The organism is Azospirillum fermentarium (genome assembly GCF_025961205.1).
GTDB classification, from domain to species: domain Bacteria; phylum Pseudomonadota; class Alphaproteobacteria; order Azospirillales; family Azospirillaceae; genus Azospirillum; species Azospirillum fermentarium.
Map to the genome: position 1 here is coordinate 991,436 of NZ_JAOQNH010000003.1, position 24,477 is coordinate 1,015,912.

22 protein-coding genes are annotated in these 24,477 nt (G+C 67.8%); 2 read left to right on the forward strand and 20 right to left on the reverse strand.

The genetic code is table 11. The features are described 5' to 3' along the window. Positions 1-10: 10 nt before the first annotated feature. From M2352_RS24640 to M2352_RS24660, 5 genes are all read right to left on the reverse strand, one after another. Positions 11-1,696, reverse strand: coding sequence for a DUF1302 domain-containing protein (locus tag M2352_RS24640; protein ID WP_264667161.1), 1,686 nt, complete (start codon positions 1,694-1,696; stop codon positions 11-13). Positions 1,697-1,741: 45 nt separating this feature from the next. Then, complete coding sequence (locus M2352_RS24645) at positions 1,742-2,863, reverse strand: DUF5938 domain-containing protein (protein ID WP_264667162.1); 1,122 nt, start codon at positions 2,861-2,863, stop codon at positions 1,742-1,744. A 47-nt stretch (positions 2,864-2,910) separates the two neighbouring features. Further along, complete coding sequence (locus M2352_RS24650) at positions 2,911-4,527, reverse strand: AMP-binding protein (RefSeq protein WP_264667163.1); 1,617 nt, start codon at positions 4,525-4,527, stop codon at positions 2,911-2,913. A gap of 10 nt (positions 4,528-4,537) precedes the next feature. Next, positions 4,538-5,776, reverse strand: a complete 1,239-nt coding sequence (locus tag M2352_RS24655; RefSeq protein WP_264667164.1) for a thiolase family protein — start codon at positions 5,774-5,776, stop codon at positions 4,538-4,540. Between the two features lie 121 nt (positions 5,777-5,897). Further along, positions 5,898-7,202, reverse strand: coding sequence for an acyl-CoA dehydrogenase family protein (locus tag M2352_RS24660; protein ID WP_264667165.1), 1,305 nt, complete (start codon positions 7,200-7,202; stop codon positions 5,898-5,900). 344 nt (positions 7,203-7,546) lie between these two features. On the opposite strand from M2352_RS24660, the gene M2352_RS24665 reads away from it, so the two are divergent. Then, on the forward strand, positions 7,547-8,323 hold the full coding sequence (locus tag M2352_RS24665) for an SDR family NAD(P)-dependent oxidoreductase (RefSeq protein WP_264667166.1): 777 nt from the start codon (positions 7,547-7,549) through the stop codon (positions 8,321-8,323). Between the two features lie 82 nt (positions 8,324-8,405). On the opposite strand, the gene M2352_RS24670 is transcribed toward M2352_RS24665, so the two are convergent. Next, positions 8,406-11,102, reverse strand: a complete 2,697-nt coding sequence (locus tag M2352_RS24670) for a helix-turn-helix transcriptional regulator (protein ID WP_264667167.1) — start codon at positions 11,100-11,102, stop codon at positions 8,406-8,408. A 70-nt stretch (positions 11,103-11,172) separates the two neighbouring features. Here M2352_RS24670 and M2352_RS24675 point away from each other — a divergent pair, with 70 nt between their 5' ends. Next, positions 11,173-12,060 (forward strand): SDR family NAD(P)-dependent oxidoreductase, encoded by an 888-nt coding sequence (locus M2352_RS24675; RefSeq protein ID WP_264667168.1) that lies wholly within the window; start codon positions 11,173-11,175, stop codon positions 12,058-12,060. Between the two features lie 98 nt (positions 12,061-12,158). Here the strand turns inward: M2352_RS24675 and M2352_RS24680 are convergent, their stop codons facing one another. The 14 genes from M2352_RS24680 to M2352_RS24745 form a co-directional block, all read right to left on the reverse strand. Further along, a complete protein-coding gene (locus M2352_RS24680) occupies positions 12,159-13,058 on the reverse strand; it encodes a TrbI/VirB10 family protein (RefSeq protein ID WP_264667169.1) in 900 nt (299 codons plus the stop codon). A 107-nt stretch (positions 13,059-13,165) separates the two neighbouring features. After that, entirely contained in the window at positions 13,166-14,122 is a 957-nt protein-coding gene (locus M2352_RS24685; protein WP_264667170.1) for a TrbG/VirB9 family P-type conjugative transfer protein, read from the reverse strand. After that, on the reverse strand, positions 14,119-14,889 hold the full coding sequence (locus tag M2352_RS24690) for a hypothetical protein (protein ID WP_264667171.1): 771 nt from the start codon (positions 14,887-14,889) through the stop codon (positions 14,119-14,121). Before M2352_RS24690 ends, M2352_RS24685 begins: the two co-directional genes overlap by 4 nt. A 6-nt stretch (positions 14,890-14,895) precedes the next feature. Beyond that, entirely contained in the window at positions 14,896-16,203 is a 1,308-nt protein-coding gene (locus M2352_RS24695) for a type IV secretion system protein (protein ID WP_264667172.1), read from the reverse strand. A gap of 5 nt (positions 16,204-16,208) precedes the next feature. Next, positions 16,209-16,385 (reverse strand): hypothetical protein, encoded by a 177-nt coding sequence (locus tag M2352_RS24700; RefSeq protein WP_264667173.1) that lies wholly within the window; start codon positions 16,383-16,385, stop codon positions 16,209-16,211. Positions 16,386-16,388: 3 nt separating this feature from the next. Beyond that, complete coding sequence (locus M2352_RS24705; protein WP_264667174.1) at positions 16,389-17,294, reverse strand: hypothetical protein; 906 nt, start codon at positions 17,292-17,294, stop codon at positions 16,389-16,391. Continuing rightward, positions 17,291-19,762, reverse strand: coding sequence for a conjugal transfer protein TrbE (locus M2352_RS24710; protein ID WP_264667175.1), 2,472 nt, complete (start codon positions 19,760-19,762; stop codon positions 17,291-17,293). The genes M2352_RS24705 and M2352_RS24710 overlap by 4 nt, the downstream gene beginning before the upstream one ends. Positions 19,763-19,765: 3 nt before the next feature. Further along, the gene (locus M2352_RS24715) at positions 19,766-20,086 is read right to left on the reverse strand and encodes a VirB3 family type IV secretion system protein (protein WP_264667176.1); all 321 of its coding nucleotides are present in this window, start codon (positions 20,084-20,086) and stop codon (positions 19,766-19,768) included. Positions 20,087-20,088: 2 nt separating this feature from the next. Then, complete coding sequence (locus tag M2352_RS24720) at positions 20,089-20,379, reverse strand: hypothetical protein (protein ID WP_264667177.1); 291 nt, start codon at positions 20,377-20,379, stop codon at positions 20,089-20,091. After that, positions 20,369-21,397 carry a CpaF/VirB11 family protein gene (locus tag M2352_RS24725; RefSeq protein WP_264667178.1) on the reverse strand — a complete coding sequence of 343 codons (1,029 nt, stop codon included), beginning with the start codon at positions 21,395-21,397 and terminating at the stop codon, positions 20,369-20,371. The genes M2352_RS24720 and M2352_RS24725 overlap by 11 nt, the downstream gene beginning before the upstream one ends. Then, positions 21,394-21,777 carry a hypothetical protein gene (locus M2352_RS24730; RefSeq protein WP_264667179.1) on the reverse strand — a complete coding sequence of 128 codons (384 nt, stop codon included), beginning with the start codon at positions 21,775-21,777 and terminating at the stop codon, positions 21,394-21,396. The genes M2352_RS24725 and M2352_RS24730 overlap by 4 nt, the downstream gene beginning before the upstream one ends. After that, on the reverse strand, positions 21,774-23,252 hold the full coding sequence (locus M2352_RS24735; RefSeq protein WP_264667180.1) for a type IV secretory system conjugative DNA transfer family protein: 1,479 nt from the start codon (positions 23,250-23,252) through the stop codon (positions 21,774-21,776). Before M2352_RS24735 ends, M2352_RS24730 begins: the two co-directional genes overlap by 4 nt. Beyond that, positions 23,249-23,608: a hypothetical protein gene (locus M2352_RS24740; protein ID WP_264667181.1), complete on the reverse strand. Its 360-nt coding sequence runs from the start codon at positions 23,606-23,608 to the stop codon at positions 23,249-23,251. Before M2352_RS24740 ends, M2352_RS24735 begins: the two co-directional genes overlap by 4 nt. After that, on the reverse strand, positions 23,605-24,348 hold the full coding sequence (locus M2352_RS24745; RefSeq protein ID WP_264667182.1) for a hypothetical protein: 744 nt from the start codon (positions 24,346-24,348) through the stop codon (positions 23,605-23,607). The genes M2352_RS24740 and M2352_RS24745 overlap by 4 nt, the downstream gene beginning before the upstream one ends. Positions 24,349-24,477 lie beyond the last annotated feature (129 nt).

The following is a 24,477-nucleotide window of genomic DNA, read 5'->3' on the forward strand; positions in this document are numbered from 1 at the left end:
TCCCCACGGATCAGAAGGTGGTCTGAAGAGACAGGGAGACGTAGTCGCGATCGGCCAGCGTCTGCTTGTATGAATACTCGCGCTGGACCGGATCCAGGGTCAGCGGTCCCTTGGCGCCGAAGTACTTCACATACTGGAGGCTCATCCGCCACCGCTTCTCGTATTCCGCGGTCAGGCCGATGGTGATGTCGCCGCCCTTCTCCGGCCCGAAGACGGCGGGCCCCAGGGAGGAGCGTCCGCCGAAGGCGTAGCCCACGCTGATCGGCACGGTGAGATCGACCTGCGGCAGGACCTGGAAATAGTTGGCTTCGAAGCTGATCCGCGTGCCCCAAGCGCCACGGGTCACGCGCGGATCGAGCGGCCTGTCGTTGTCCACCGTCAGGCGGTGGTTGTACCCCAACTCCCCGATCAGTGATGCGCCATCCCAAAGGGAGTTTCCGTTCAGGACGGAAATGGCGGAAATGTTGACGTGCGCGCTCTTGCCCACCGGATACAGGCGACGGCCGCTTCCATTCGCGAGCCCGGTCGGATCGACGAACACATCGCCGTTCGCGCCGGCAAACGGCTGGTTGTTGCGCACGGAGAACTCGCCGGAGATGTTCGTGTCGCCAACCACCGTGGCGAAGCTGGCGCCGTAAACCTGGATGTTCTCCGGATAGACGAGGACGTAATCGCCGATGCTGGTGCCGAACGACGTCTGACCTTGCGCGTTCACACCAGGGCGGACATAGATTTTCGGCGTCTTGTCGTGGAAATTGGCACCGTACAGTCCGAATTCCCAGTTCGGCGACACCTTGTAGCGGATCTGCAGGCCGCCCTGGCCGGAGTTCTTCGCCTTGATGTCGCTGCCGCGGCCGAAATACAGGCCGCCCGGGCCAAACATCGGACCAGAGGCGTAGAGCACCTCGCCGCCCTCGTCGAGAATGTCGGCGACGCTGAAATAGCTGCCGGAGGCCGGCAACCGATACTTGCGCCACTCGAGCTGATAGTAGGCGCCGAGGGTGAGGTCGTCGGTCGCCTGAAACTGGCCGGAAACCTGGCCGATGGGGCGGCCGATCTCCTTGAACTGGGAATTGGGGACCGACAGCGCCTTGACCACGTCGATGGACGACTGCGCCGCGGCGATGCCGTTGGCCCCGAGGAAGAGGCTCTCGCCATACAGCAGCGTGTAGCGGCCGGCACGGAGCGACAGGTTCTTGTCGCCGATGTCGAAATTGCCGTAGGCGAACGCATCGAGAAGTTCGGCGTTGCGCCCGTGCAGACGCCGGGTGTCGCGGGTGAACTCGTTGTAGGCAGTGCTGGAATGATTGATCGTTCCCGGAGAATCGTTGTCGTTCTTCCGATTATAGACGCTGTCGTACCAAGCCGCTCCGGAAAGACGAACGCCGTATTTCCTCGCGTAGGCGACGTCCAGCTCGGACAGAAGGTCGAATCGGTTTGAAATCAGGCCGCGGCCGAAATTCAGGTCGCCGTCGTCAAGGTTGGAGTTCGGAATGCTTCCGGCCACGGCCGGGTCGCGGGAGGCGACACGTGCCGCTGCACTGTATTTGACCGTGTTGTCCCAACGGAGGGTGACATCCGGATTTCCGGTGTCGAAGCTGCCGGCGACCGCGGTTCCCGCCGTCCCCGCAATCGTGCCCGAGACCACCCCAGCAAGGGTGAGCGCCGCACGTCTTTTCGAAGGCTTGCAAACCAATTTTTCCTCCCATCGCTGACGTTATTTCTTGTCATGCGTCCGCAATCAGGCGATCAGGTCGATGGGTTTTCCGACGACGCCGTCCTCCTGCATGCCCGCCAGCAGATGGCGATGACCGACCACGGTGATGGCGGCCGAGAACCCGGCCGCCCGCTGACGGCGGCGCAAAAGGTTGTCGATGGTGATGCCGGCGATGGACCCCGTCATCATGTACCCGGTGACGCCGTGCAGCACGACGGAGCGGGCGTTCAGCCGGCCGCGGCCATGGGCGGTGAACATCACCCGGTGCAGGTTGAGATCCTCGCGCGGCGGCTCCCCTTGAGGCGCGATCTCCATCGCCCACGCATTGGTGATCCGTTCCTGCTCCTCCGGCGACTTGGACTGATGGTGATCGCGGAATTCCTGCATCCGGCCGCTCACCATGTTCATGAACGCCGGGTTGCCGAAGGTCACGACGGTTATGCAGTGGCGCACGCGCGGATCACCGGCGTACCAGACGGACTCGCCGCCGCCGCTCCACGGCAGCGCGATCTGCTCCTGGTGGATGCCGGGCACGGCGATGCGTACGCCGTCGGCTGCGGAATCCCAGGGCGTGAGCCTGTTGTCGTAAAGATAATACTGCGGCTGACAGACCATCCGCATGAACGACAGCGTCGAGGCGACGGACGGAATGCCGCGAAGGGTGTAGCTGATGTCGAGGGAATCGATTCCCGGTGTCTCCAGAACCAGTTCGGACACCAGCGCTCCGGCGTTCCACATCGAGGAGGTTGCTGGAGCAAGCACCAGGTCGCGCGCTTCGAACGCGGCCCCATACTCGCGCTGGAGATGCAACATCCAGTCCTGTTCACCGGTGGCGTCGAGATAATGGCAGCCGGCAGCAAGGGCGGCGCGCACCACCGGACCACCCAGTTGCATGAACGGACCCACCAGATTGAAGACGACCTGCCGCCCCTCCAGCAGGGCCGTCAGTGCCTGTTCGGTATGCTCCACCTGCACGACGCGGTAATCGGCCCCCTGCAGCTCGGGGAACTTTCCCAGCTGTTCTTCCAGGCGAGCCTTGCTGCGGCCGGCGGCGATGAAAGGGATCTTGCGCATTCCAAGCATGGCGGACACCCACTTGCCGGTGTATCCGCTTGCCCCGTAGACGACGACTCGGGGTTCGCTCATCTTACTCTCCCAGATGGATCAGAATTTTCGGGACGGGCTTGCGCCGTTCAGGCGACCTTGACAGCGTTCGACACCGGCCGGCGGAACACGCAGTTCGGATCGTCGCGGAAGCGCTCGAACAGAAAGCGCGGCTGCACCTTTTCGGAGGCCGTCTTCGGCAACTCCGCCAGGAGCTGTAGGAAGCCCGGAATCATGTTCGGTTCCAGGCGCGTGCGGCACCACTCGAAGAGTTCACCAGGGTCGAGGACGCAGCCGTCCATCGGCGTGACGGCCGCCACCACGTCGTGTTCGCCGGGAGCCCCGGATTCCGCCGGCACACCATAGACGAAGACGTCGTCCACCGCCGGATGCTCGGCCAGGACCTTTTCCACGAAGGCCGGGCTGATGAACTCGCCGTTGCGCCGGATGCCGCCGCCCTTTCGGCACTGGAAGAACACCCACCCATCGGCGTCCATGATCACCACATCGCCGGAATGCAGCCAGCCGCCTTCGGTCTTCAGGCGCGCCGCCTCCGGATTGTTGAAATACTCGACTTTCGCCGGAGAGCCGTCGGCGGAACGGAACCAGATTTCGCCGGGTGTTCCCGGGGGGACTTCGTTTCCGTCCTCGTCCACCACCTTGGCGACCAGCCCCGGCGCCACGCGCCCGCAACTGCCGACCGGCCCTTGACCGGCGGGGTTGATGGTCATGCCGCCTTCCATGGCGCCGTAGAACTCGGTGATTTCGACGTTGAAGCGCCTTGCGAAATCCTCCCAGATCGCCGCCGGCATGCCGGCGCTGACGACCAGCCGGAGCGGATTGTCGGCGTCGTCCGGGCGCCGCGGTTCGCTGTAGATCGCCGTGATCATCCCGCCCAGCAGCGAGAAGCTGGTGCAGCCGTAGCGGCGGACGACCTCCCACAGGCGGGATTTCGTGAATTTGCGGCTGAACACAGCGCGCAGCCCCATGTTCAAGGACGGCGCCAGCGTCACGAATTGAGCGTTCCCATGGGTCAGGGACAACCCGGTGTAGGGACGGTCGCCCGGCCGATAGCCGAACACGGCTTCACCATGGCCGGCGACCAGGGCGAAACGGGCATGCCGCACGACGACCCCTTTGGGATCTCCGGTGGTGCCCGACGTGTACATGATCTGCATCGGGAGAGTTTCGCTGTCGGTCGCGATGGCCAGCGACCGGGCCGGCGCGGCCAGGACGTTGCGCATCGCCTCGATGTGCAGCCCACCGGAATTGGCAAACACCGGACCGTCGCCGACGACGATGCCCCAGCCGAGGTTGGGGACCGAGGCGGTGGCACCGGCCAGCGCCTCTGACGCGTCGTCGCCGCAAACCGCGCCCACACAGCCGGAGTCCCGCAGCATGAACGCCAGCTTGGCATCCCGCGTGCGTGGGTCGATCGGCACGAAGACGGCACCGACGATGGCGGCGGCGATCATCGTTTCAACGAACTCCGGATGATTCTGTAGAAGCAGCGCGAAGCGGTCCCCCTTCCGCACCCCGCGCGCTGACAGCGCCGCGGCGATACGGCAGCCGTTGTTCCACAGTTGGCTGTAGGTGCGGACCTCCTCCGCTCCGTTGTTCTCGAACGTAAGGACGTCGAGGTCCGGCTGGATTCGGGCTTTCTCTGCTACAAGATGAGCAATACTCAAGGGGTTCATATCAGACATTTCAAGTTCCTTAGCTGCTCAGAATTGTGACGACCAAAGCAGCCACGCTGTCCTTGACAAAACCGCCGCCGTTCTCCGCCAAGCCGACTTTGGCGCCCTGCACCTGGCGCGCTCCGGCCCGGCCTTGGAGTTGCTCGGTCAGTTCCACGATCTGGGCGATTCCGGTCGCGCCGATGGGATGGCCCTTGCGCAGCAGGCCGCCGGAGGTGTTGACGGGAATGCGGCCGCCCAGGCGCGTCTCGCCGGACTCCACGAGGCGTCCCCCCTCTCCCTTCGCGCAAAGCCCGAGGTACTCGGTGTGGATGATCTCGGACGGTGCGGACGCGTCATGCAGTTCCACACACCCGAGATCCCCCGGGCCGACACCGGCCTCCTCGTACGCCATGGCGATGGTGGTTTCGAAGACGGTCGCCTCGTCCTCGCCCGGCGCGAAGTTCCAGCCGGTCTGAAAGGCCGAAGACCGGATGCGCACCGGCCGCTGCAGGCCCAGTTCCCGCGCCTTGCGTTCGCTGACCAACACAACCGCCGCCGCGCCGTCACCGATCGGGGAGCACATGGGCAAGGTCAGCGGCCAAGCGATCTCCCGTGCCGCCAGGACCTGCTCCACCGTCAGGACATCGCTGAACTGGGCGCGCTCGTTCAGGCTGCCATGATAGGAGTTCTTGGCCGAGACGGCGGCGAACTGCTCGCGCGTCGTGCCATATTTCTGCATGTGCTCGACCGCCATGGTCGCGTAGATGTCCATGAACAGAGACCGGTTGGCGCCGGCCCCATCGATGTCCGGCGACAGCCCCACCGCCCGCATCTTCGTGTCGATGGAGGCGACCAGTTCGCCCATCCGCTCGATGTCGGTCGCGCCGCTGAAGACGGCGAAGCTTTTGCTCTTGTCCGCGTGCACCAGCTTCTCGTAGCCGCAGGCGAGCACCACGTCGTAGGCGCCGAGCGTGACCATGGTCGCCGCTTGGTTGAGCGCCGTCGAAGCGGTGGCGCAGGCGTTCTCGACGTTGACGACCGGAATTCGGCCGATTCCCACTTCGCGCAGAACGATCTCGCCGGGAACACACACCTGGCCGGTGATGACGCCCGCCGCGGCGTTGCCCATGTAGGCCGCCTGGATGTCCGAGGCATCGACGCCGGCGTCCCTGATCGCCGCGAGCATGGCCTTCGACGCCAGTGATCGCAATGAAAGGTTGAGGTGACGGCCGAATGGCGTCATGCCGACGCCCGCGATGAAGGCGTTTTGTTTCATGGAAGCCTCTAAAGGCCCGCGTCCGCGGAATCTGCGGTGTAGGCAGGGAATGGAAAATTCTCCTCCCCCGGTCGGAAGACTACGGGGGAGGAGGCGAGTGAGACGCGGGGGGAAGGAAACGTTACCACGCGTCCGGATGGATGAGATTGAAGCCGCCCTTCAGGGCAAGGAGCTCATTGCACCCGTCTTCGATCAGCGACGCCCGTGCGTCACGGAAGATCTTCTCGATGGGGTATTCACGGGCGAGGCCGTTGCCCCCGAAGATCTGGATGGCATCGCTGGCGACCTCGAACGCCGTCTGGGTACCGGTGATCTTGCAGGTCATCGCCGCGTGCAGAGCGGGCACCGGCGCGCAGGCGTTGAACAGTGACACCCGCTGCACCAGAGCCCGCGATGCCTCGATCTTGCGGTACATATGGAACAGACGATACGCGACGTTCTGATGGCGGACGATGGGAACGCCGCCCTGCTTGCGCTCATGGGCGTACGCATGCGCCAATTCGAAGGCGGCCCGCGCCACGCCGGTGAACACCGCCCCCATCTGGCAATTCGCCTCGCAATGGATGGCATGCACCGCGCGCTGGAAATCGTCGGGGCCGGCAACGACGTAGCTGAGCGGCAGGGTGACGTTGTCGAAGAAGATCTCGCCTTGCGGAAGCGGACGCTGGCCGATCTTGTCCAGCACCTTGCCGCGGGAGACGCCCGGCGCCTCCATCGGAACCAGGATCGTGCAGCCGCGCTTCGGGTCGGGGCCGTTGCCGCTGTCGGCCGCACAGTAAAGAACGCACACCTCGGCGATCGGGCCGTTCGAAACCCAGGCCGCCTTCTGCCCGTTGATGACCACCTCGTCTCCCTTGATGGTCGCGATGCAGTTCGGACGGCCATAGACGCCCTGGGCGTGGAAAGCCTGACCGCTGACGTCGAGGCTGTCGCTGCCGTGATCGGGTTCCGTGATCGCCCAGCAGCCGATCGACTCCGGAGGGAACCGCTCGATGAGGAAGCTGTTGCCGGACAGGAGCGCCATCATCGATGGCAGCTGGCACGCACCGATGGTGATCGACAGCCCGGCGTCTCCCCAGCCGAACTCCTCCATGATGATCGGCAGAAGGCGGCCGCGCTCTTCGTTGCTGAGTGCGCCCAACGAGTGAGGATTGAGGCCCAGCTTGAGATATTCCTTGCGGAAATCCCAATAGGGGGAGTCCTTTGCGATCCCCTGCTCCGGCGTCATCCGGTCCAGCGCGATTCCCACCGGCCGCATCACCTTCTCGGCAAAGGTGCGCACGCTGCGCTGCATCTCGCGCTCGGTTTCGCTCAGCACTGGTTCAGCGCCGGTCACACCCAACTTAACATGGGGCTTGGCCGGCCACGTGGCCATCGGTGAGCCGGGGTCCAGGGACAAGGATGCGCCAACGACCGTGCCGGGCATGTCTTTCCTCCTTGAATTGCTGCTCGCAGGATCGCTCCAAGGCGACAGCATTTTTGTTTTCGCGTGTTTATTGTGTGTCAGACTGACTGTTACCGTCACAATCCCGGAAAACCGTGAGACCGCCCAGGACCACCGGCGCCGGGATTCCCAGAGCGAATTGGCTCTATTGACGGTTACGCAGCAACACGTTGAAAATTCAGGAATCTACAAAGGCGCGCATGACGCGCAGGGACGGCAATCTGGTTTAGGCCGACCGGACCCCGGATATCCGTGATGGTCAAGCACCTACCCTTCGGATCAGCCTTGGAGCTCAAGTGCTGTCGGATTTACTCGGGAAGCGATTCATGGAACTGGAAGGTAAGGTTGCCATCGTCACGGGCGCTACCGGCACGTTGGGACGTGGCATCTGTTCGGCGCTGGCTCGGCGCGGCATGCGTCTCATCATTGCCGATCTTGATCAGGAGCGCTGTGATGATTTCGCCGCCGAAATTGCGGCATCCGGTCCTGGCTCGCTGGGGGTCCGCATCGACGTGACGTCCGCCGCCTCCTGTACGGCAATGGTCCGGCGCTGCATCGAAGTCTTCGGACAAATCGATGCGCTGATCAACAACGCCGGGGTCATCGAAGTGGCGCCGATGACGGAGTTGAGCGAGACAAGCTGGGATCGCGTGATCGACGTCAACCTCAAAGGCACCTTCCTCTGCACGCAGGCGGTCGTCCCGCATATGATCGCGCGCAAGACCGGCCGGATCGTGAACGTCGCCTCGGTGGCCGCCAAGAGGCCGGCCCCCCTGCAAACCGCCTATGCCGCATCGAAGCACGGCATCGTCGGCCTCAGCCAAGTATGGTGCCAGGAACTGGCTCCTCATGACATTACCGTGAACACCCTTTGTCCCGGCTTCATCGACTCCCCGATGTGGCACGATCATCTCGGCCCGGCCCTGGCGAAGACGACCGGCGCCGATCCCGCCGACATGGCGACAACACTTGCGCGCACACTCATGCCATTGGGCCGCCCGCAGACACCGCGCGACATGGGCGAGGCCGTCGCTTATCTGTGCACCGCCGACAACGTGACCGGCCAGACACTGACGGTCGATGGCGGCCTCACCATGTACTGACGTCCTTTCGGGCGCCGCCCCGAGGAGAGCGGCGCATCGGGGCGGACGTCGGTCATTGGCCGGTCCCCTGCTTGACGGGTCTTCAATCGAGCAGCCCAAACTCCCTCAGCCTTGCGACGGCCTGGGTCCGGCTGTGAACGTCAAGCTTCTGGTTTATCTTTCTCAGATGTGTTTCCACCGTATTTTCCGATATGTACAGCAGGCGAGCGATTTCCTTGTTCGATTTGCCCGCGGCGATCAACCGCATGATCTCCGTTTCCTTGGCCGTCAGCATGGCCGCGGTCCGCTTGCGCACGTCCGTATCGGCACGATAGCCGAGGGAGGCGCAGGCGGCGGCCACCTGCTCCAGGTGGGTAGGGCAGGTGTTTTTCGGCTGGCGGGCGAGGTCTTCCAGCACATTGGTGAGATACCACGGTTCATCGGCGACAACGCGCACCAGACCGGCCTTGGAGCATTCAGCCAACACCTTTTCCATCACCGTCACGGCCTGGGGTTGGTACCCGGCGGCGGCGAATGCCTGCGCCAGCAGGTTCCGCAATCTGAGCTGCCGCCATTTGCGTCCGCTGTCTCCCGCACATCTGGCCGCCAGCTCCAGTTCTGGAATGATGGATTCCGCTTTGCCGGTCACCAGCTTAAGCCGCAGCGCGGCGATCTGCGGATCATCAATTTCGTGCGGGAAAAGGCGAAACTCGCGAAGCGGTTCCCATATTTCCTTGCGCCCTCCGAGCTTCAGAAACCGTTCCGCGACGTCATGGCGCCCGGCCAGCAAAGCCAAGCGCGACTTTTCGATCCATGCCGCGGCCTTGAGGCGGGGAATTTCCCGGATATCGCCGATGTCGCCGAGTTCCGTCAGCAGCGCTTCCGCCTGTTCGCCGCGTCCGTCGAGAAAGGCCGTACGGGCGGCCGAGCGGTACCCCAGAATGATGGCATCCGGGTTGCCGACATCGCGGACGAGAGGCAGATGCACGCGTGCCAAAGTGCCTGTCCTGACCGTCTCGTTCATTTCATAGAGAGCTTCCGCCAAATAGGCGCTGGCAACGGCCAGACCGGCGCCGGAAGCGTGGCGAAAAGCGGTTTCATAGCGTTCGAACGCATCCCTGAGATTACCCTGCACCAGTTCGATCACCCCTTCGAAGCATAGGGTGAAGGTGAAGGTCCATAGACCGAGCCGCATCTTCTGATAGGCCGCCTTGGCCGAACCCAGCAGTTGTTGCGCCTCGTCGAATTCGCCGGCGAGAATATGCAGCCACGCCAGGATATTCTGGCTGGTGCCGAAAACAACCCCGTCGCCGGGTCCGATACGCCCGGCCACCCGTGAAATGACCGAGCGGGTCAATTCATGCTGTCCCGACCACTCGCACAGCAGCGCAAACTGCACGTCCACTTCGGGCGCTACCTCCTGGCCCACGGCCAGGGCGGCCTGTCGCAGGGTCGTGAGCGCCTCGCGTGCGTCATGGAAGCGGTGCAGCGCAATCATCGCGTAGGCGCGAGCGCGCAGGAGGGTCGGCCGGCGTCGGACCTCCTCGGCTGGAATCCGGTCGGTCCAGTTGGCAACGGTTTCCAACTGCGACGCCTGAACGAACTCCATCGCGCAGTCCGTCATCAGGTCCGCGGCGAGCGTCGGATCATCGGCCAGAAGCGCATGACGGATCGCCTGCGCGTGGAGACCGGCAGCGGCGTGCCAGACCGCGGCACGCTGATGAAGGCGCAATATGGCCGCCGGATCCTGCTTCTTCAGTTCAGCACAGAGGAATTCACGGAAAAGCGCGTGAAAGCGGAACCATTCCGAACCGGTTCCAACCGGGCTCAGGAAGAGGTTGGCACGTGAAATCTCGTCCAGAAGACGGGCGCTGTCCGTTCGCTCCAACACGTCATCGCAGCATTGTGCGCTCAGTTCCTCCAGGATGCTGGAGTGCAGCAGGAACCGGCGAAGGTCACCGGGCTGGCGCGTCAGAACCGTTTCCGCAAGATAGGTGGCGATATCGTCGGATACCCCCGACAGGGATTCCAGCCAATCGGCGCGGCTTTCCTGCCCAGGCAGCGCCAGCGTCGCCAACCGCAAGCCGGCCGGCCAGCCTTCGGTGCGATCGCGCAACAGCGACGTCTGATCTCCGGACAGCACCAGCGTCCCATGGTTGGCCATGAAGGCGGAGGTTTCCTCCAGATCGAAGCGCAACCGCTCGGCATCGATGCGGATGGCGCGCCCTTGCAGGATCAGTTCGGTGAATGGCAGCATCCGCATCGTACGGGAACCGAAAACGATGCGCTGCCCAGCCGTCAGTGACGCGGCGAGGTCACTGATGAACTGCAGTGCTTCTTGCGAATGCAAGCTTTCGAACTCGTCGATGAAGACGGTGAAGGGGAGTGGCGACCGGGCGATCGCATCGGCGAGCGACAACGCGACTCCCTGCAGGGCTGAAAATGCCAGGGGAGCCCCCGGTGGCGGCCACTCGGCGATACCGTCCAGCGGAATGACCTTGGCGAATGCCGCGTGGACGTAGCTCAGAAGGCGCCCAAAGTCGTTGTCCCTTTCATCCAAGGTCAACCAAGCCACCGGCGTTTCGGTCCTGCCCACGGCGTCGAAGGTCTGCCTCATGACGGTAGATTTTCCGAAGCCCGGTGGAGCCACCAGCGCAACTACATTTGCGGAAGACAACAAAATATCCTTGGTAACCCTTTCTCTAGGAACGCTATCGGCAGATGGTGTTATCGGCGTAGTCTTGATAATGTCCATAGGCATCATCGAGGTGATGCCATACTCCTTGCTGGCGTTTCCCATGTCTTCCCTCTAGCATCATTCTTGCCCGACGGGCCGTGCTTTATCGATACTGTATCAAAGAATTTGACCGATGCCATCGGCAGCACTGTCATCACGGGAATCCAGTATTGCCAATTCACCGCCGGTTGCCGAGCTTTCCGCCGGCCGTGACGCCGCGAATGGTGCCGCGCCGAACATACGGAAATTGCAGGGACGGAGTGGGACGATGGGAGGTCGACTTGACGGTAAAGTGGCGCTGGTGACCGGTGGTGGTACAGGAATCGGTGCGGCGATCTGTATCCGACTGGCGGGGGAAGGTTCTACCGTGGCCATTCTGGACATTGATTTCGGACAAGCGAGCCAGTTGGCAGATGCCATCCGAATCAAGGGCGGCAAGGCGCAGGCGTTTCAGGCGGACGTCACGGACGCCGCCCAGACGGACGCTGCGGTTGCCGCCTGCGTGGAGGCTTTCGGCGGGCTCGACATTGCGGTCAACAACGCAGCGGTGAACGTGGAGCACGCTCCCATCGCCGAATTTCCTCCGGAGGGCTGGCGCCGGGTCATCGACGTCAACCTGACCGGCGTCTTCCACTGCATGCGCAGTGAGATTCCGCACTTGGTCGCTCGAGGTGGCGGCTCAATCGTCAATGTCTCATCCATCATGGGAACATTGGCGATGCCAACCATCTCGGCCTATGTGGCGGCCAAACACGGAGTGGTTGGTCTGACCAAAGCCGGAGCCCTTGAATACGGCCATAGCGGCGTACGAGTGAATGCCGTCGGCCCGAGTTTCATCAAGACGGCTCTGACCAGGGGCCTGTCCGACGACCAATGGGCAGCGATTGCCGCCGGTCACGCTTTGGGTCGCTGTGCCGAACCGGACGACATCGCGGCCGTAGTCGTGTTCCTGGCCTCGCTCGACGCCCAATTCATGACCGGCCAGCTTTATCTGATAGACGGCGGTTATTCCATTGCCTGATCTGGAGGGCCACGGCAATGCAGCAACGAACCAGACGGCCTTGTCGCCGGCCCGTGGAATGTCTATGGGATCCGTGGAATGTTTACGGAAACAGTTGCTCAGCGAGCCCGACCGAAGTCGTCGGCCTTCAGGCCGCCCCGCAACAGCAGCAGCACTGGCTCTCCGGCGTCGAGCGTGATGACGGGCGCCCGGTCGAGCAGGTCCTTGGCCGCCTTGTCGAGCGGACGGTCGATGCCGTGCCCGAGGATGCCGCCGATCAGGCTGCCGCCCCCGGTCAGCGCCGCCGCCGCGACATCCACCGCGGTGCTGGCGGCGATCAGCAGCCCGGTCTGGAGCCACGGCACCTGCACCGACCCGGCCAGCCCGGCCGCACCGGTGGCGTCCGCTCCGACCGCCGCCACGCGCACCGTGTCGTTGCGCGGCCAGGGCCGGGTGATCACCGGGTTGGCCACCTCGATGCGCTTCTGCCCTTTGGTGACGCCGCTGCCGACGTCCAGCGTCACCACCGAGCCGGCCGGCACCGCCAGGCAGGAGAAGCCGGCGTCCCAGACGTCCTGCGTCACCCGCGCGGTGACGATCCCGCCGCGCTCGGTCACCACCCGGTTCACCGTCAGCAGGGGGATCGGCGTGCCAGGCGGTACGAGGCAATCGGACCCGGCGGCGGCGAAGTCCGACGCCCCGGCCTGGGCAGCGGAGGCGACGGCCGTGCCCTCCTCCTTACGGCTCCAGCCGCCGACACCGGCCTCCATTGCCTTCTTGCGCAGGTCGTCCTCCTTCGGGGCCGCCTTGGCCTGCGGCCGGGGTGGCGGCGGGGCCAGCTCCCTCTTCTCGATGCGGGGAGCCGGCGGCGGGGCCGGCGCCGGCCGGGGTGCCATGTCCTCGTAGCTGGGCAGCCGCGGCTCCGGCTGCGTCGGACCGAGGGCGGCGGACAGTTTCGGCAGGCCCCCGGCCCCCTGGCTGCGCCCCAGCATGTAGGCGGCCAACCCGAGCCCGATCACGACGGCCGCCACCAGCAGGATGCGGACGACGTGCGGACCGGAAGTGATCACCCGGTGGCGGGCCAGCGGATCGGGCGGCAGCGGCGGCGGCGTGTCGTTGGTCGCGGTCACGGGCGGGTCCTCCGGATGTGGACTTCCTGGGCGCCGATCGCCAGCAGCAGGTGGTCGTGGATGCCGGCGACGCGGTAGGTGGCGTTCATCCGGCCGTACTGGACGGGGATGCGGGTGCCGTCGGCGCCGATGCGCCAGAGGATCGGCGCCCCGTAGGCGCCGAGCGCGCCGGGGGTGAAGTTGATGATCGTCACCTCGCCGTCGTCGCACACCGGCGGCTGGCCGTCGGGGGTCGGCACCGGCCGCCACTCCGGCGTGTCGCCCTCCAGCGTGTAGGTGCAGCGGCGGTCGCGGGTGGCCAGCTCGGTGGTGCGGTCGCGCCGGTCGCCGGCGGCGGTGGGGAGGACGGCCGCCTGCCCGTTCAAGGTGGCGAGGTAGTCCTCGGGGTAGCGCCAGCGCACCTCGACGTGGTGGGTGCGCGTGTGGGTCTCGACGTTGAGGTCGTACTTGCGTTCGCTGGTGAAGAGGGAGATCTGCTGGTTGAGGCCGGCGCGGCGCGGCATGAAGGCGATGCACTCGGTGCGCTGTGCCCCCTTGCCGAAGCTGTAGGGCTGGTGGGGAATCCACACCTGGGCGCCGGGCGCCACGATGTCGCGCACCACCTCGCCCGGTTTCAGGCAGACCAGCGTCTGGTTCCCCTCGGCCATGTAGACGAGGTATTGCAGGTCGGGCTGGTACCAGTACTCGCAGCTCTTGCCCTTGAAGCAGGTCAGCGTCGGCAGGTCGAGCGCCGCCTCGTTGGCCTGCCCGACCCAGCTGCGGGTCTGCGCCCGCGACGGCCGCGGTGCCGCCTTCTCCTTCGGCTCCCGCTCCATCGCCGTCGGCGGAATGTGCAGGTCGGCCAGGGTGTAGGGGCGCTGCGGGGGGACGGGGCCGGCGGCCGGTGCTAAGGGCGGCTCGGTGGCGCAGGCGGCGAGCAGCGGCAGCGCCAGCAGGGAAACCGGGAGTCTCATGGCTGGGGCTCCATCGTCTCGGACGGGGGAATGGGGTGGGCTTTGGACGGCTCTTTCGCTTCGGCCTTCAGCGGCGTGCCGCTGGGCTCGGAGAAGCCGGAGATCGACACGCCGTCGAGCGCGCCGTCGCGCGAGGGGCCGTCCACGGTGACCACGGCGGCGCTCATCAGCGTCTTCGCGCGCGGCTTGAAGTCCCGGTACACCGTCTCGGTCCAGACGACGTAGAAGGCGGCGGTGCCGGTCTTCGGGTCGGCCTCGCGCTCCTGGACGCGGACGTCGGCGACGTCGCGGGTCCAGCCCTCGGCCGGGGCGAGGTCGGCCGCCAGCAGGGCGTCCCACTTGCGCTCGGTGCCGCCGGTCAGCCGGGCGCGGGCGGCGGCGCGGTCCCTGGCCAGCATCACCGGGTCGGTGCCGATCTGCCGCTGCCAGCGGACGAACCACGTCACCGCGTTGATCCGGGCGCCCTTGGTCACGGTGATGGTGTTGTCCAGCAGCACAAGGCGCTGGTGGCCGTCCATCGCCTGCTCGACGCGGTACACGGGCTTGTACTTGGCGATCTCCACCAGCTTGCCGGCGATGCGCAGGTTGTCCCAGGTCATCAGCGAGCCCCAGGACAGGCCGAGCACGGCCAGGGCGAAGGTCCAGCGCTTCAACCGCAGCGCCTTGGCCTCGCGGCTGGCGCGGTAGGTCATGGCGGCGAGGTACTTCGCGCTGTCGGGCACGGCCGCCGGCGGCGGGTCGTAGACGTTGACGACGCGCTCCTTCATCACGGATCAGTCTCCCTTGTCGCCGGCCGGACGGTCCGGGCCGGGCGGTTTGCCGGGCGGGTCCTGCGGCCGTTCGGTCGCGTTGGAGGCGGTGCGGCGCAGCCACGACTCTTCGCCGCCCCAGCGTTCGATGAGCCGGCTGGCCTGCCCGCGGGTGAGGGTGGGATCGACGGTGCGGCCGGCGGCGAGGCGGTCGAGTTCGCCACGCTGGGCATCGGTCATCGGCTTGTCCCAGCCGCTGCCACGCGGGGCCGAAGCCCGGGAGCCACCGAAGCGGCCGGCCGGATAGCGGCGCCCGGCCGAGGTGCCGGCAGGATCACTGCCGCTGCCGCCGGTGCTCGAACCGCCGGTGCTGCCGACGGATGAGGTCGCCCCGGCCATGGCGTGGCGCAGGCCACCCCACACCGCCGAGGCACCGACGGCGAGGCTGCCGGGCGCCCCGGTGGTGGCGGCCGCCGCACCGGCCATGGTGCGCATGCCCAGCCAGCCGGCCGTCCACAGGGCGGCCAGCGCCGTCATGCCGTCCATCACCGGGCCGCCGTTGACCAGGCCGGCGGCGGCGCGCGGCGCCTTGATGGCGAGCACGAAGATCGCCGCCGCCAGCACCGCCACCCCGAACGCCTGGGCCAGCGTCGGCGTGCCCTGGAAGGTCAGCGCCAACAGGGTGGCGCTGCACATCGCAATGACGCAGCCGAGCACCAGCAGCTTGAGCGCGGTAGCCGCGATGTAGCCGATGGCGCGCTCGGCCACGAAGCTGGTCGGTCCCAGCACAGCGAAGGGGATGGCGAGGTAGGCGGCCAGCGACAGCAGCCGGTATTCCAGGAAGGCGAGGAAGACCTGGATGGCCAGGATGCAGAAGCTGACGATCACCACCAGGGCGGCCAGCAGGAAGATAACGATCTCGACGAAGTTCAGGAAGAAATCGACCGGCCCCAGCATCTCCTTGACGCGCTGCATCAGCGGGATCACCGCCTGGATGCCGAGGTGCGCGATGTAGCCGGGGTCGTCGAGGGAGAAGCCGCCGCCGGGCACGAGGTTGAGCCCCTGCTGGGCGGCGGCCTGCATCAGCGCCGCCGAGCCGGTGGGGAACCATTCGACCAGGGCGCCGATGGCGGCGAACTTCAGCAGCATGCGCAGGAAGGGGCCGTGCACCGCCGCCTTGCCCTCGAACAGCCAGAGCAGCAGCGCCAGCGTGTAGGAGAGCGTCATCAGCAGGCGCAGCGCCGTTTGCACGTCCGGCCCGAGCAGGCCGAGGCCGGTGACCACGGCGGCGGTGAGCTGGTGCAGGACGACCGAGAGGGCGCTGACGTCCATGGCGGTCACCTTTCCGGTGCGGTGTAGGTGCCGATGCCCTGCCAGGCCGGGTTGCTGCGCTCCAGCCGCTCCAGGGCCGAGGCTCCCGTGTCGGAGCGGACGTAGAGGACCAGGGCCACGGCGCCGATGATGCTGACGACCAGCATGGCGCCGAGGGCGAGGAGAATGTGCCGGAGTCCCATGGCTCAGCTCCCCGGTGCGCCGTAAGTGTCGAGGCCCTGCCAGTTGATGCGCGTGTGCTGGCGGGCCCGCTCGACGGCGGCCTGCTCGTAGTCGAGCTGGGCTTCCGCCGCCCGGTGATGCGCCGCCTGCATCATCAGGAGCTGGCCGGCGACCTCGGCGTTGAGCAGCGTCGCCTGGGTGCCGGCATCGATGGCGCAGGTCTGGCCGTCGCAGGCCTTCAGCGCCGCCATCAGCGCCTGGGCGCGGGCCGGGTAGTCCTCGATGCCGGTCATGACGTCGGCCGAGACCAGCTTGCTGGCGCGGCTGGCGTCACGGGCGAGCCGAGCCTGCTCGGCTTGGTGCTCGGCAAGCGCCGCGGCGCTCATCCCCTCCGGCAAGGCGTCGGGGTAGAGGTCGGCGAACTGCTGCCCCACACCGTCCAGGCTCCACAGCACCCGGTCCACCAGGCCGGCGGCACGGCGGGCATCGCCAAGCCGGACCGCCACCGTGACGCGGGTGTCGAGGTCCGACAGCCGGCGCATGCGGATCATGTTGTCGATCTGGGTGAGCATGTGCGCGGTCTGGGCGATGATCTCGACCTCCTGGCGCTGCACCATCTCCTCGACGATGCGGGGCCGGCTCTCCACGATCGGGCAGCCGGGCGCCTGGGTGCCGCCGCTCCCCGTCACGCCCGATGCGGCCCCCATGACGGCTCCGGCGGCTCCGCCGGTGACATAACCGGCGACGACGGACAGCGCGGTGCCGAACAGCCCGTCGCCCTCCTCGGAGAAGCAGCCGCCTCCGCCACCACCGCCGAAGACGCTGTTCAGGAGCCCGCCCAGGAAGGCATGGGCCGGGGGCGGGCCGGCGGTCAGGCCGACCGTAAGGGCGAGCGCCGCCGTGGCGGCGCGCAGGGTGCGGGTCCTCATGGGGTTTCTCCTTCATGAAGCGTCTCCAGGGTGTCGGCGGCCTCGGCCAAGCCGTGACGGCGCAGCCATTCCGCGGCGAAGCGCTGCGGCCCGACCTCAGTCCTCAGCTCGAAGGCCCGGCGCTTGTGGGCCGCCCCGCCGCAGCCGCAGACGGCGAGCGCCGCCGGATCGAGGGTGAGCTGGCCGAGCCGGCTGCCCTCGGGCGTCTTGAAGAAGACGTCGCGGCGCGGCATGGCGCGGGCGACCTGAGCGGCCTGGGTGGCGTTCAGCCCCCAGGCGCGCAGGATGGAGCGCTTGGCGGCGTTGGGGTCGGCGAGCAGCACCAGGACCTGGATGGTCTTCAGCATCGCCGCGATGGCCGAGCCCTCGATGTCGTCGAGCTGGTGGGTGGCCAGCACCAGGGCGACGTTCTTCTTCGGCCCGCGCCGGCGCAGTTCGTCCAGCTCGGCCGGCTGGTGCTTGAGCGCCTTGAACGCCTCGTCGACCAGGAACAGGGTCGGCCGACCGTCCTCGAACAGGCGGTAGAAGCGGCGGAACAGCGCCTTGATCACCGGCGCCGCACCGGGGCCGCGGTCGATCAGCGCGCCGATGTCCACCGTGGTCCAGGCCGAGCCGAGGAAACGGTCCTCCGCCGCATCGACGAGATCGCCGTAGGGGCCGCCGCGGCAATAGGGTTCCAGCGCGATGCGGACGATGTTGTCCTGCACCAGATGGGCAAGGTGCGACAGCGTGCGTTCGGCTGGCGGCGAGACAGCCAGCAGGTGCAGGGCGGCGTCCACCGCGTCGCCGGCCTCGGCCGCCGAGAGGTTCCCCGGTCCCAGCACGCCCTGAAGGCGCAGCAGGTCCATGACGAAGCCATGGCCCCAGGCGAAGCCGTTGGGGGTGTCGACGTCGGCCAGCGGCTGCAAGGCGAGGTCGCCCAATACCGCGTCGCCGGAGCCCATGGACAGGAACTCGCCGCCGGCCGCCCAGGTCGCCACCAGCGACGTGCTCTCCGTGGCATCGACGTCGATCCACACCACGCGCCCGTTCGGCACCCGAGCGAGGAACTGATGCCCCATGAAGGCGAGCACGGTGGACTTGCCGGTGCGCGGCGGGCCGATCACCAGCGCCGCCCCGTCCTGGCCCTGATGAATATCGATCATCAACGGGGTTCCGCCCTCGGCCTCCAACTGCATCAGCGGATCGCATTTCAGATGCGGGTTGCGCTCCGGCCCGCCCCAGGCCGAGGAGAGGATGAGGAAGTCGGCGAGTTGGACCTGGGTCAGCGGCACCTTGCGTGGGTTGGGGCGCACGTGGCCAGGCAACGTGCCGTACCACGCCCGCTCGGCCCCCCAGGTCTCCTCGATGACGGTGAAGCCCAGCGTGCGCAGCGCCTTGACCAGTTCGTCGCGGCGCTCCTCCACCTCCTCGACCGAGCGGCCCCACAGCACGGCGGTGGGGGTCATCCAGCCCGAGCTGGTGCCGGCCTGCTCGGCCTCCAGCCGGGCGGCTTCCGCTTCCAGCGCCTCCATGACGCCGACCGGGTCGTGGCGCAGGGCGGCGTAGCCGCCCACCGCGCGCAGCAGAACGGAGCGCCAGTCGTAGGAGGTGTCGTCGTGCTTGCGCCACAGCGCGGCGAAGACGCCGCGCGCCTGGACGTGGTCCATCGCCTCGAAGCGTACCGACCAGCGGAACTCGAAGGGCAGCTTATCCAGCACGTTGAGCAGGCCGGGGTGGCTGACCTTGGGGTAGCCGCCGATGCCGATCATCCGGACGGGCCATTCCGTCCCGCCGTTGCTCCAGGCCGGGAACGAGCCGGGCTTGAAGCCGACGTCCACGAGGTTGGCCTTGATCGGGAAGCCCGGAAGGTCGGGGGCGGTGACGTGGCGCTGGTACAGGGGCGAGACGCAGTTGTGCAGCAGGGTCTGCACGCCATCGTCGTCCAGCATGCGCGCCCAGCCGACGGCACGGCCGAGCAGGCTGGCGAACTGAAGCACGAGCTGACGGAAGGGCTCGACGTGGTCGCGCATGACGTCCGGCCGGGCGCGCTCCGGCGGGTTGCGGGTGAACCAGGAGGCCACGGTGCGCATGGTGGGCCGGGCCGGCGTGTACGTGATCGCCACGAAGGTGCGGGTGCGCAACTGCCGGCCAGCGGCGTCGAGGCGGTCACGCCGCTCCCGGTCGATCAGCTCGGAGACGGGGTGTGTACCCGTGCTGCGGGGATAGCCGGCAACGGACCGGCGCTGCATCTCGAAATGGAAGGTCCAGCCGCCGGTGAAGGGGAACAGCACGTTGCCGGCGGCCAGCGCCGTCTGCATCCGCTCGGCCGGGTCCTGGCCGTCCTGGTCGCGGCCGCCGTACTCGACGACGGCCATCAGCGCGCCGTCCTCCTCCAGCAGCACCACGCCGGGCCAGACGAAGCAGTCCCACGGCAGGTGCCGGGACAGGGAATCGAAGCCGTCATCGAAGGCGGTCAGGTCGAGCATGCCTCACCTCGGGGCGCGGTAGGATGAGAGGGACAGCGAGCGGCCGCCGGTGCGCAGCGCCCGCAGCAACCAGGCCGAGGCGTTCTGGCGGACGATCTCCAACCACCAGGGATCGCGGCGCGTCAGGGTGCGCGCCGTCAGGAAGACCAGCAGGAACCCCACCACCGCCTGCGGGATGGCGCCCAGCGCCAGCCACAGCTCCGCGGCCAGCCAGATCGCGATGGCCAGCAGCTCCATGGGCACGCCGAGCGGCATCTTGGTCGGCCGCACCGAGGTGCGGCGCACCGGCTTCTCCCATCCCTCGGGCAGCGGCGGGGCCTGCATGGTCACACCCCCGCCAGCGCGACGATGGCGTCGCGCGCGCCGTAGGCGGCCGCTCCGGCCACGGTGAAGACGAACACCACCACCCCGGCGATGCGGGAGAACATCGCGGCGACCAGCGCCAGCAGCAGCCCGGCGGTCACCGCGATCGGCACGAAGTTGGCGTCGAACACCGCCTGCCAGGACAGCAGCTCCGCGCCGAGATTGGCGATCACCTGCGCCCGTGCCGGCCCGCTCAGGGCGGCCAGCGTCAACGCCAGGGCCAGCCCCCGGCGCGCGTTTCCGTTACGTTGCATCCTCACCTCCACCGTCAAGCTCCCCCGCCCCCAGCGGGCGGAGGACGAAGCCGTGCTCCGGATCGAAGCGCTCGACCCGGACGATCTCGTTCACGAAGCGCTTGCCCGTGCCGTCCCGGGCGAGGTGCACCACCGCGTGCACCGCCTTGGCGATCCAGCGCATCTGCAGGGCGTCCATGGCGATGCCGCCCAGCCCGACCATCTGGGCGATGCGGTCGAGGGCGTCCCAGGCCGAGCCGGCGTGCACGGTGCACAACCCCGGATGCCCGGTGGTCCAGCCGACCACCATCTGCCGCGCCTCGGCGCGGCGGACCTCGCCGAGCACCAGATGCGTCATCGGCACGCGCAGCGCGTTGGCGACCAGCGTCTCCAGGGTGACCGGCGGGTCGGCCCACGGGTCGGCGACCATGGCGTAGGCGTGCGGGCACGGCGGCTCGAACTCGTAGGGATCCTGCAACACCGCCGGCAGGCCGTCCCGAAAGGCGGGTTCCTCCAGGCAGGCGCGCAGCAGCGTGGTCTTGCCGGTGTCGACGTCGCCGGCGATCACCACCGTGCGGCGCCCGTCAATCAGCCGGCGGAGGATCCGCGCCTGGAGCGGTGTCGCGGCGCCGGAGAGCACCCAGTCGTCGAGGGTGATGCGGCCGCGATAGGGCTTGCGGATCGAGCAGGCCGGGCCGGTGGTGACCGGCTCGACGTCGGCGTGGATGCGCTCGCCGGTCTCCGGCAGGGTGACGTCGAGGGTCGGGCGGTCGCGGCGCAGCTCCTTGCGCTGGAAGCCGGCGACGTAGGCGAGGAAGCGGCGGACCTGATCGGGATCGGCCTCCCGGACGAACTCCGGCGACGGGCCGTTCTTGACCAGCACCCGGCAGGCCCCCTGCCCGCGCAACGGCGGCAGCACCAGGACGTTGGCGACGTCCTCGCGGGACAGCAGGTCGCCGAACAGGTCTTCCCGCAGCCGGCCCAGCGACGCCAGCAGCAGGGCCTGACGGTCGGGATCGGACGCCGCCGGCCCGGTCATGATGCCCCCTCGGCGCCGGCCTCCTTCGGGTGGAAGCCGTCGCGCACGCTGGGCGCCCTGCGGCGGGGATGGCCGAGCCGTTCGTGGATCGCCGCCTTGGTCTCGGCGACCACCGCCGGGTCGAGATCGTGCACGAGGTTGAGCACCGCCACCACGGTGATCAGCAGGTCGTCGATGCGGGCGACGGTGGCCTCCAGCCGCTCGGTCTTCGCCCGCTCGTTGGCGATGGCGTCCAGCCCCTTGTCGAGCACATGGATCAGGGCATCGCTCAGCGTGCGCAGCCCCTGTCGGGTCTGCACCAGGGCGAGCTGGTCGGCGAGCAGCGCCGGGATGCGGGCGGAGATCGGCCGGGTGGCCGGATCGCCGGAAGTGTCGGTCATGTCCAGAGCCTCGGGAGTGTGCCGGGACGGTGCGGCGGCGCGGGCGGATCGGGGGCGCGGGCGGCCGTGTCGGCGGGGTGGCCGGTGCCGAACCAGCGGTTGGCGTCCGGGTTGGGAGTCCAGGCCGCCGCAGCGCGGCCGTAGAGCGGGCGCCACAGCGGATCGGCGTAGGGGTGCAGGCGTGTGGCGCGGATCGGCTTGCCGTAGCCGAAGACGATCAGGTCGTTGCCGTCCATCTCCAGCGCCGCGTGCATCGGCATCACCGGCCGGCGGTCCACCCGCACGCCGCGGCTGACGGTGGGGAAGAGGTCGAGCAGCCCCTTGGAGGTCGAGCGCGTCGGCACCTCCTCGATCGCCTCGCCGACCATGCGGCTGATCCGCTCGGCCTCGTCCGAGGAGTTGGGGCGGAAGACCACCAGCCGGCAATTGGCGGTGAGGCCGCGGCCGTACTCCTCCTCCACCTCCGACAGGCTCTGGGCCAGCAGCAGGAGGCGGATGCCGTACTCGCGGACGTACTTGATCCACTCCGCCGCCTCGCGCAGGTGGAACTGCAGGAACTCGTCGAGCGCCACCAGCAGCCGCCAGCGCCGCGCCCGGCCGTCGTCGGCCAGGATGCGGTCGATGGTGAGGAAATCCACCATCTGCGTCAGGATCAGCTTGAACACCCGGCGCAAGCGCCGGGCGTCGAGCGGGCGGGCGACGATGTAGAGGGTGACCGGCCGCTCCCCCGCCACGAGGTCGGAAATCGAAAAGTCGCTGACGGCGGTCTGCGCCTCCAGCACCGGGTCCTCGAACTCGGCGAGCAGCACCGAGGCGGTGACGTAGACCGACTTGCGGTAGTGCAGGCTCTTGTCGGCGCCGCCGCCCCGCCCGCCCTTGGGCTTGCCAGCGGCCTCGTCGCGCTCGGCGGTGTCGGCGGCGGCGAGGCTCTTGTCCCACAGCTCCTGGGCGGCGCGCTGGGCGGTCGGGTGGACGCCCTCGGCCAGCATCAGCGCCAGCCCGTCGTCGCCGAGCAGGATGTGCCGGCGCGCACCCGCCAGGGACTTCTCGGAATCCGCCGCCGCTGTGAGCAGGAAGACGAAGACGCCGGTGAGGTAGGAGAAGGCGGCGTTGCGCCAGTGCCCCTCCTGCTCGCCCTCGGTGAGGATGCGCGCGGCGTGCTGGCAGTCGGGGACGAGGTAGGGCTCGGGCCGCACCGCCATCAGCGGGTTGTAGCGCGGCCCGCCGGACCGGGCGAGATCGAGCACGATGACGTCGCCGAAGCGGGTGCGGGCGCGGCTGGTGTCCTCGGTGACGGAACCCTTGAAGTCCCATACCACCGCGCTCTCGCGCCACGCCGCCAGCAGCGTCGGATGGACGACCGTCGTGGTCTTGCCCGAGCCGGTCGGCCCGATGACAAGGACCGGCTGCAGGGTGCGCTCGCGCAGCGGCTCCCGGCCGTAGGCGCCGAGGATGATGGAGGAGGGTTCGGTCATCGTCCGCTCCGTCCCAGCAGGCCGCTGCGCCGGACGTCGGTGCGCGTGGCCCAGCGGCCGGCGCCGAACCCGTGAGCCTGCTTGCCCCGGAGGTCGAGGGCGGCGCGCACCGCCAGGGCCAGCGCGCAGGCGCCCGACACCAGCGTGGCGCCATCGACGATCCAGCGGTGGCCGGGGGCCAGCAGCCCACGCCAAGCCAGGAACTGGCCGGGCCCGTACAGCGCGACGGAACCGACGCGCAGCCCGCCGAAGGCGGCGGGCCAGGCAAACAGCCAGCCGGTCAACTCGGTGATGGCGAAGACGGCGGCGAGCCAGACCAGCAGCAGGGTTCCGAAGCGGACGATGGGAGCGGTCACAGCTCGCGCCCTCCCAAGTCCTGGAGATCATCGCGTCCAGCCTCGCGGCCGCGCTGCTGGTCGCGCAGCCGCTGCATCTCGACGAGCTGGCGGTCGAAATCCTGGCGCTCGCGCTCGGTCATGTAGCCGAGGCGGTCGGTGGTGACCTCGATGGCGTCATGGCGCAGCCAGCGCGAGACGACGTCCGGGTCGAGGTAGAGGTCGCGGTCGTTCTGCACGCCGCGCAGCATGATGTGCAGGTGCTGGTTGCCGTCCGGGTGGGCCATGTCGGGCTTGCGCTCGACCGAGGCCACCCACTCCAGCGGGCCGACCCGGCGCTCCCAGGCGGCGACGACGTCGCGGCCGTAGGACACCATGTCGTCGATGCGATGGCCGTCGTTGGGGCTGACGATGACGTGGAAGACGCGGCGGTCGGCCGACCAGGCGTCCACGATCTCGGCGGTGTCGATGCTCAGACGGTCGCGGTCGAACAGCGGCCCCTCCTTGGCCAGGTAGTTGGCCAGGACCGCGACGGTGTTGGGGTAAGCGCCGCGGGCGCGGTCGTGGTAGAGCACCTTGACGGTGACCGGGCGGGCGTAGGCGCCGGTCGCGGGCGGCGCGCCCTTGACGCGGACCTTCTGCATCGGCCGGCGGGTGTAGGCGCGGGCGAGGCGGCGGCCACGGTCGGCCAGCGCCTTCATGCGCGCCTTGAAGCCGTCGTCGTCGAGGATGCCGCCGAAGAGGCCGAAACGCTGCCCCATGCCCTGCCCTCCCATGCCGCCGTCACGTCACGGCGTGGCAAGAACTATCACCACCGGCAAGAAATCATCAATTATTCTGAGGGGTTATCGGGATATCGGAGCCTGCATGCACCGGTATACCATAGATAC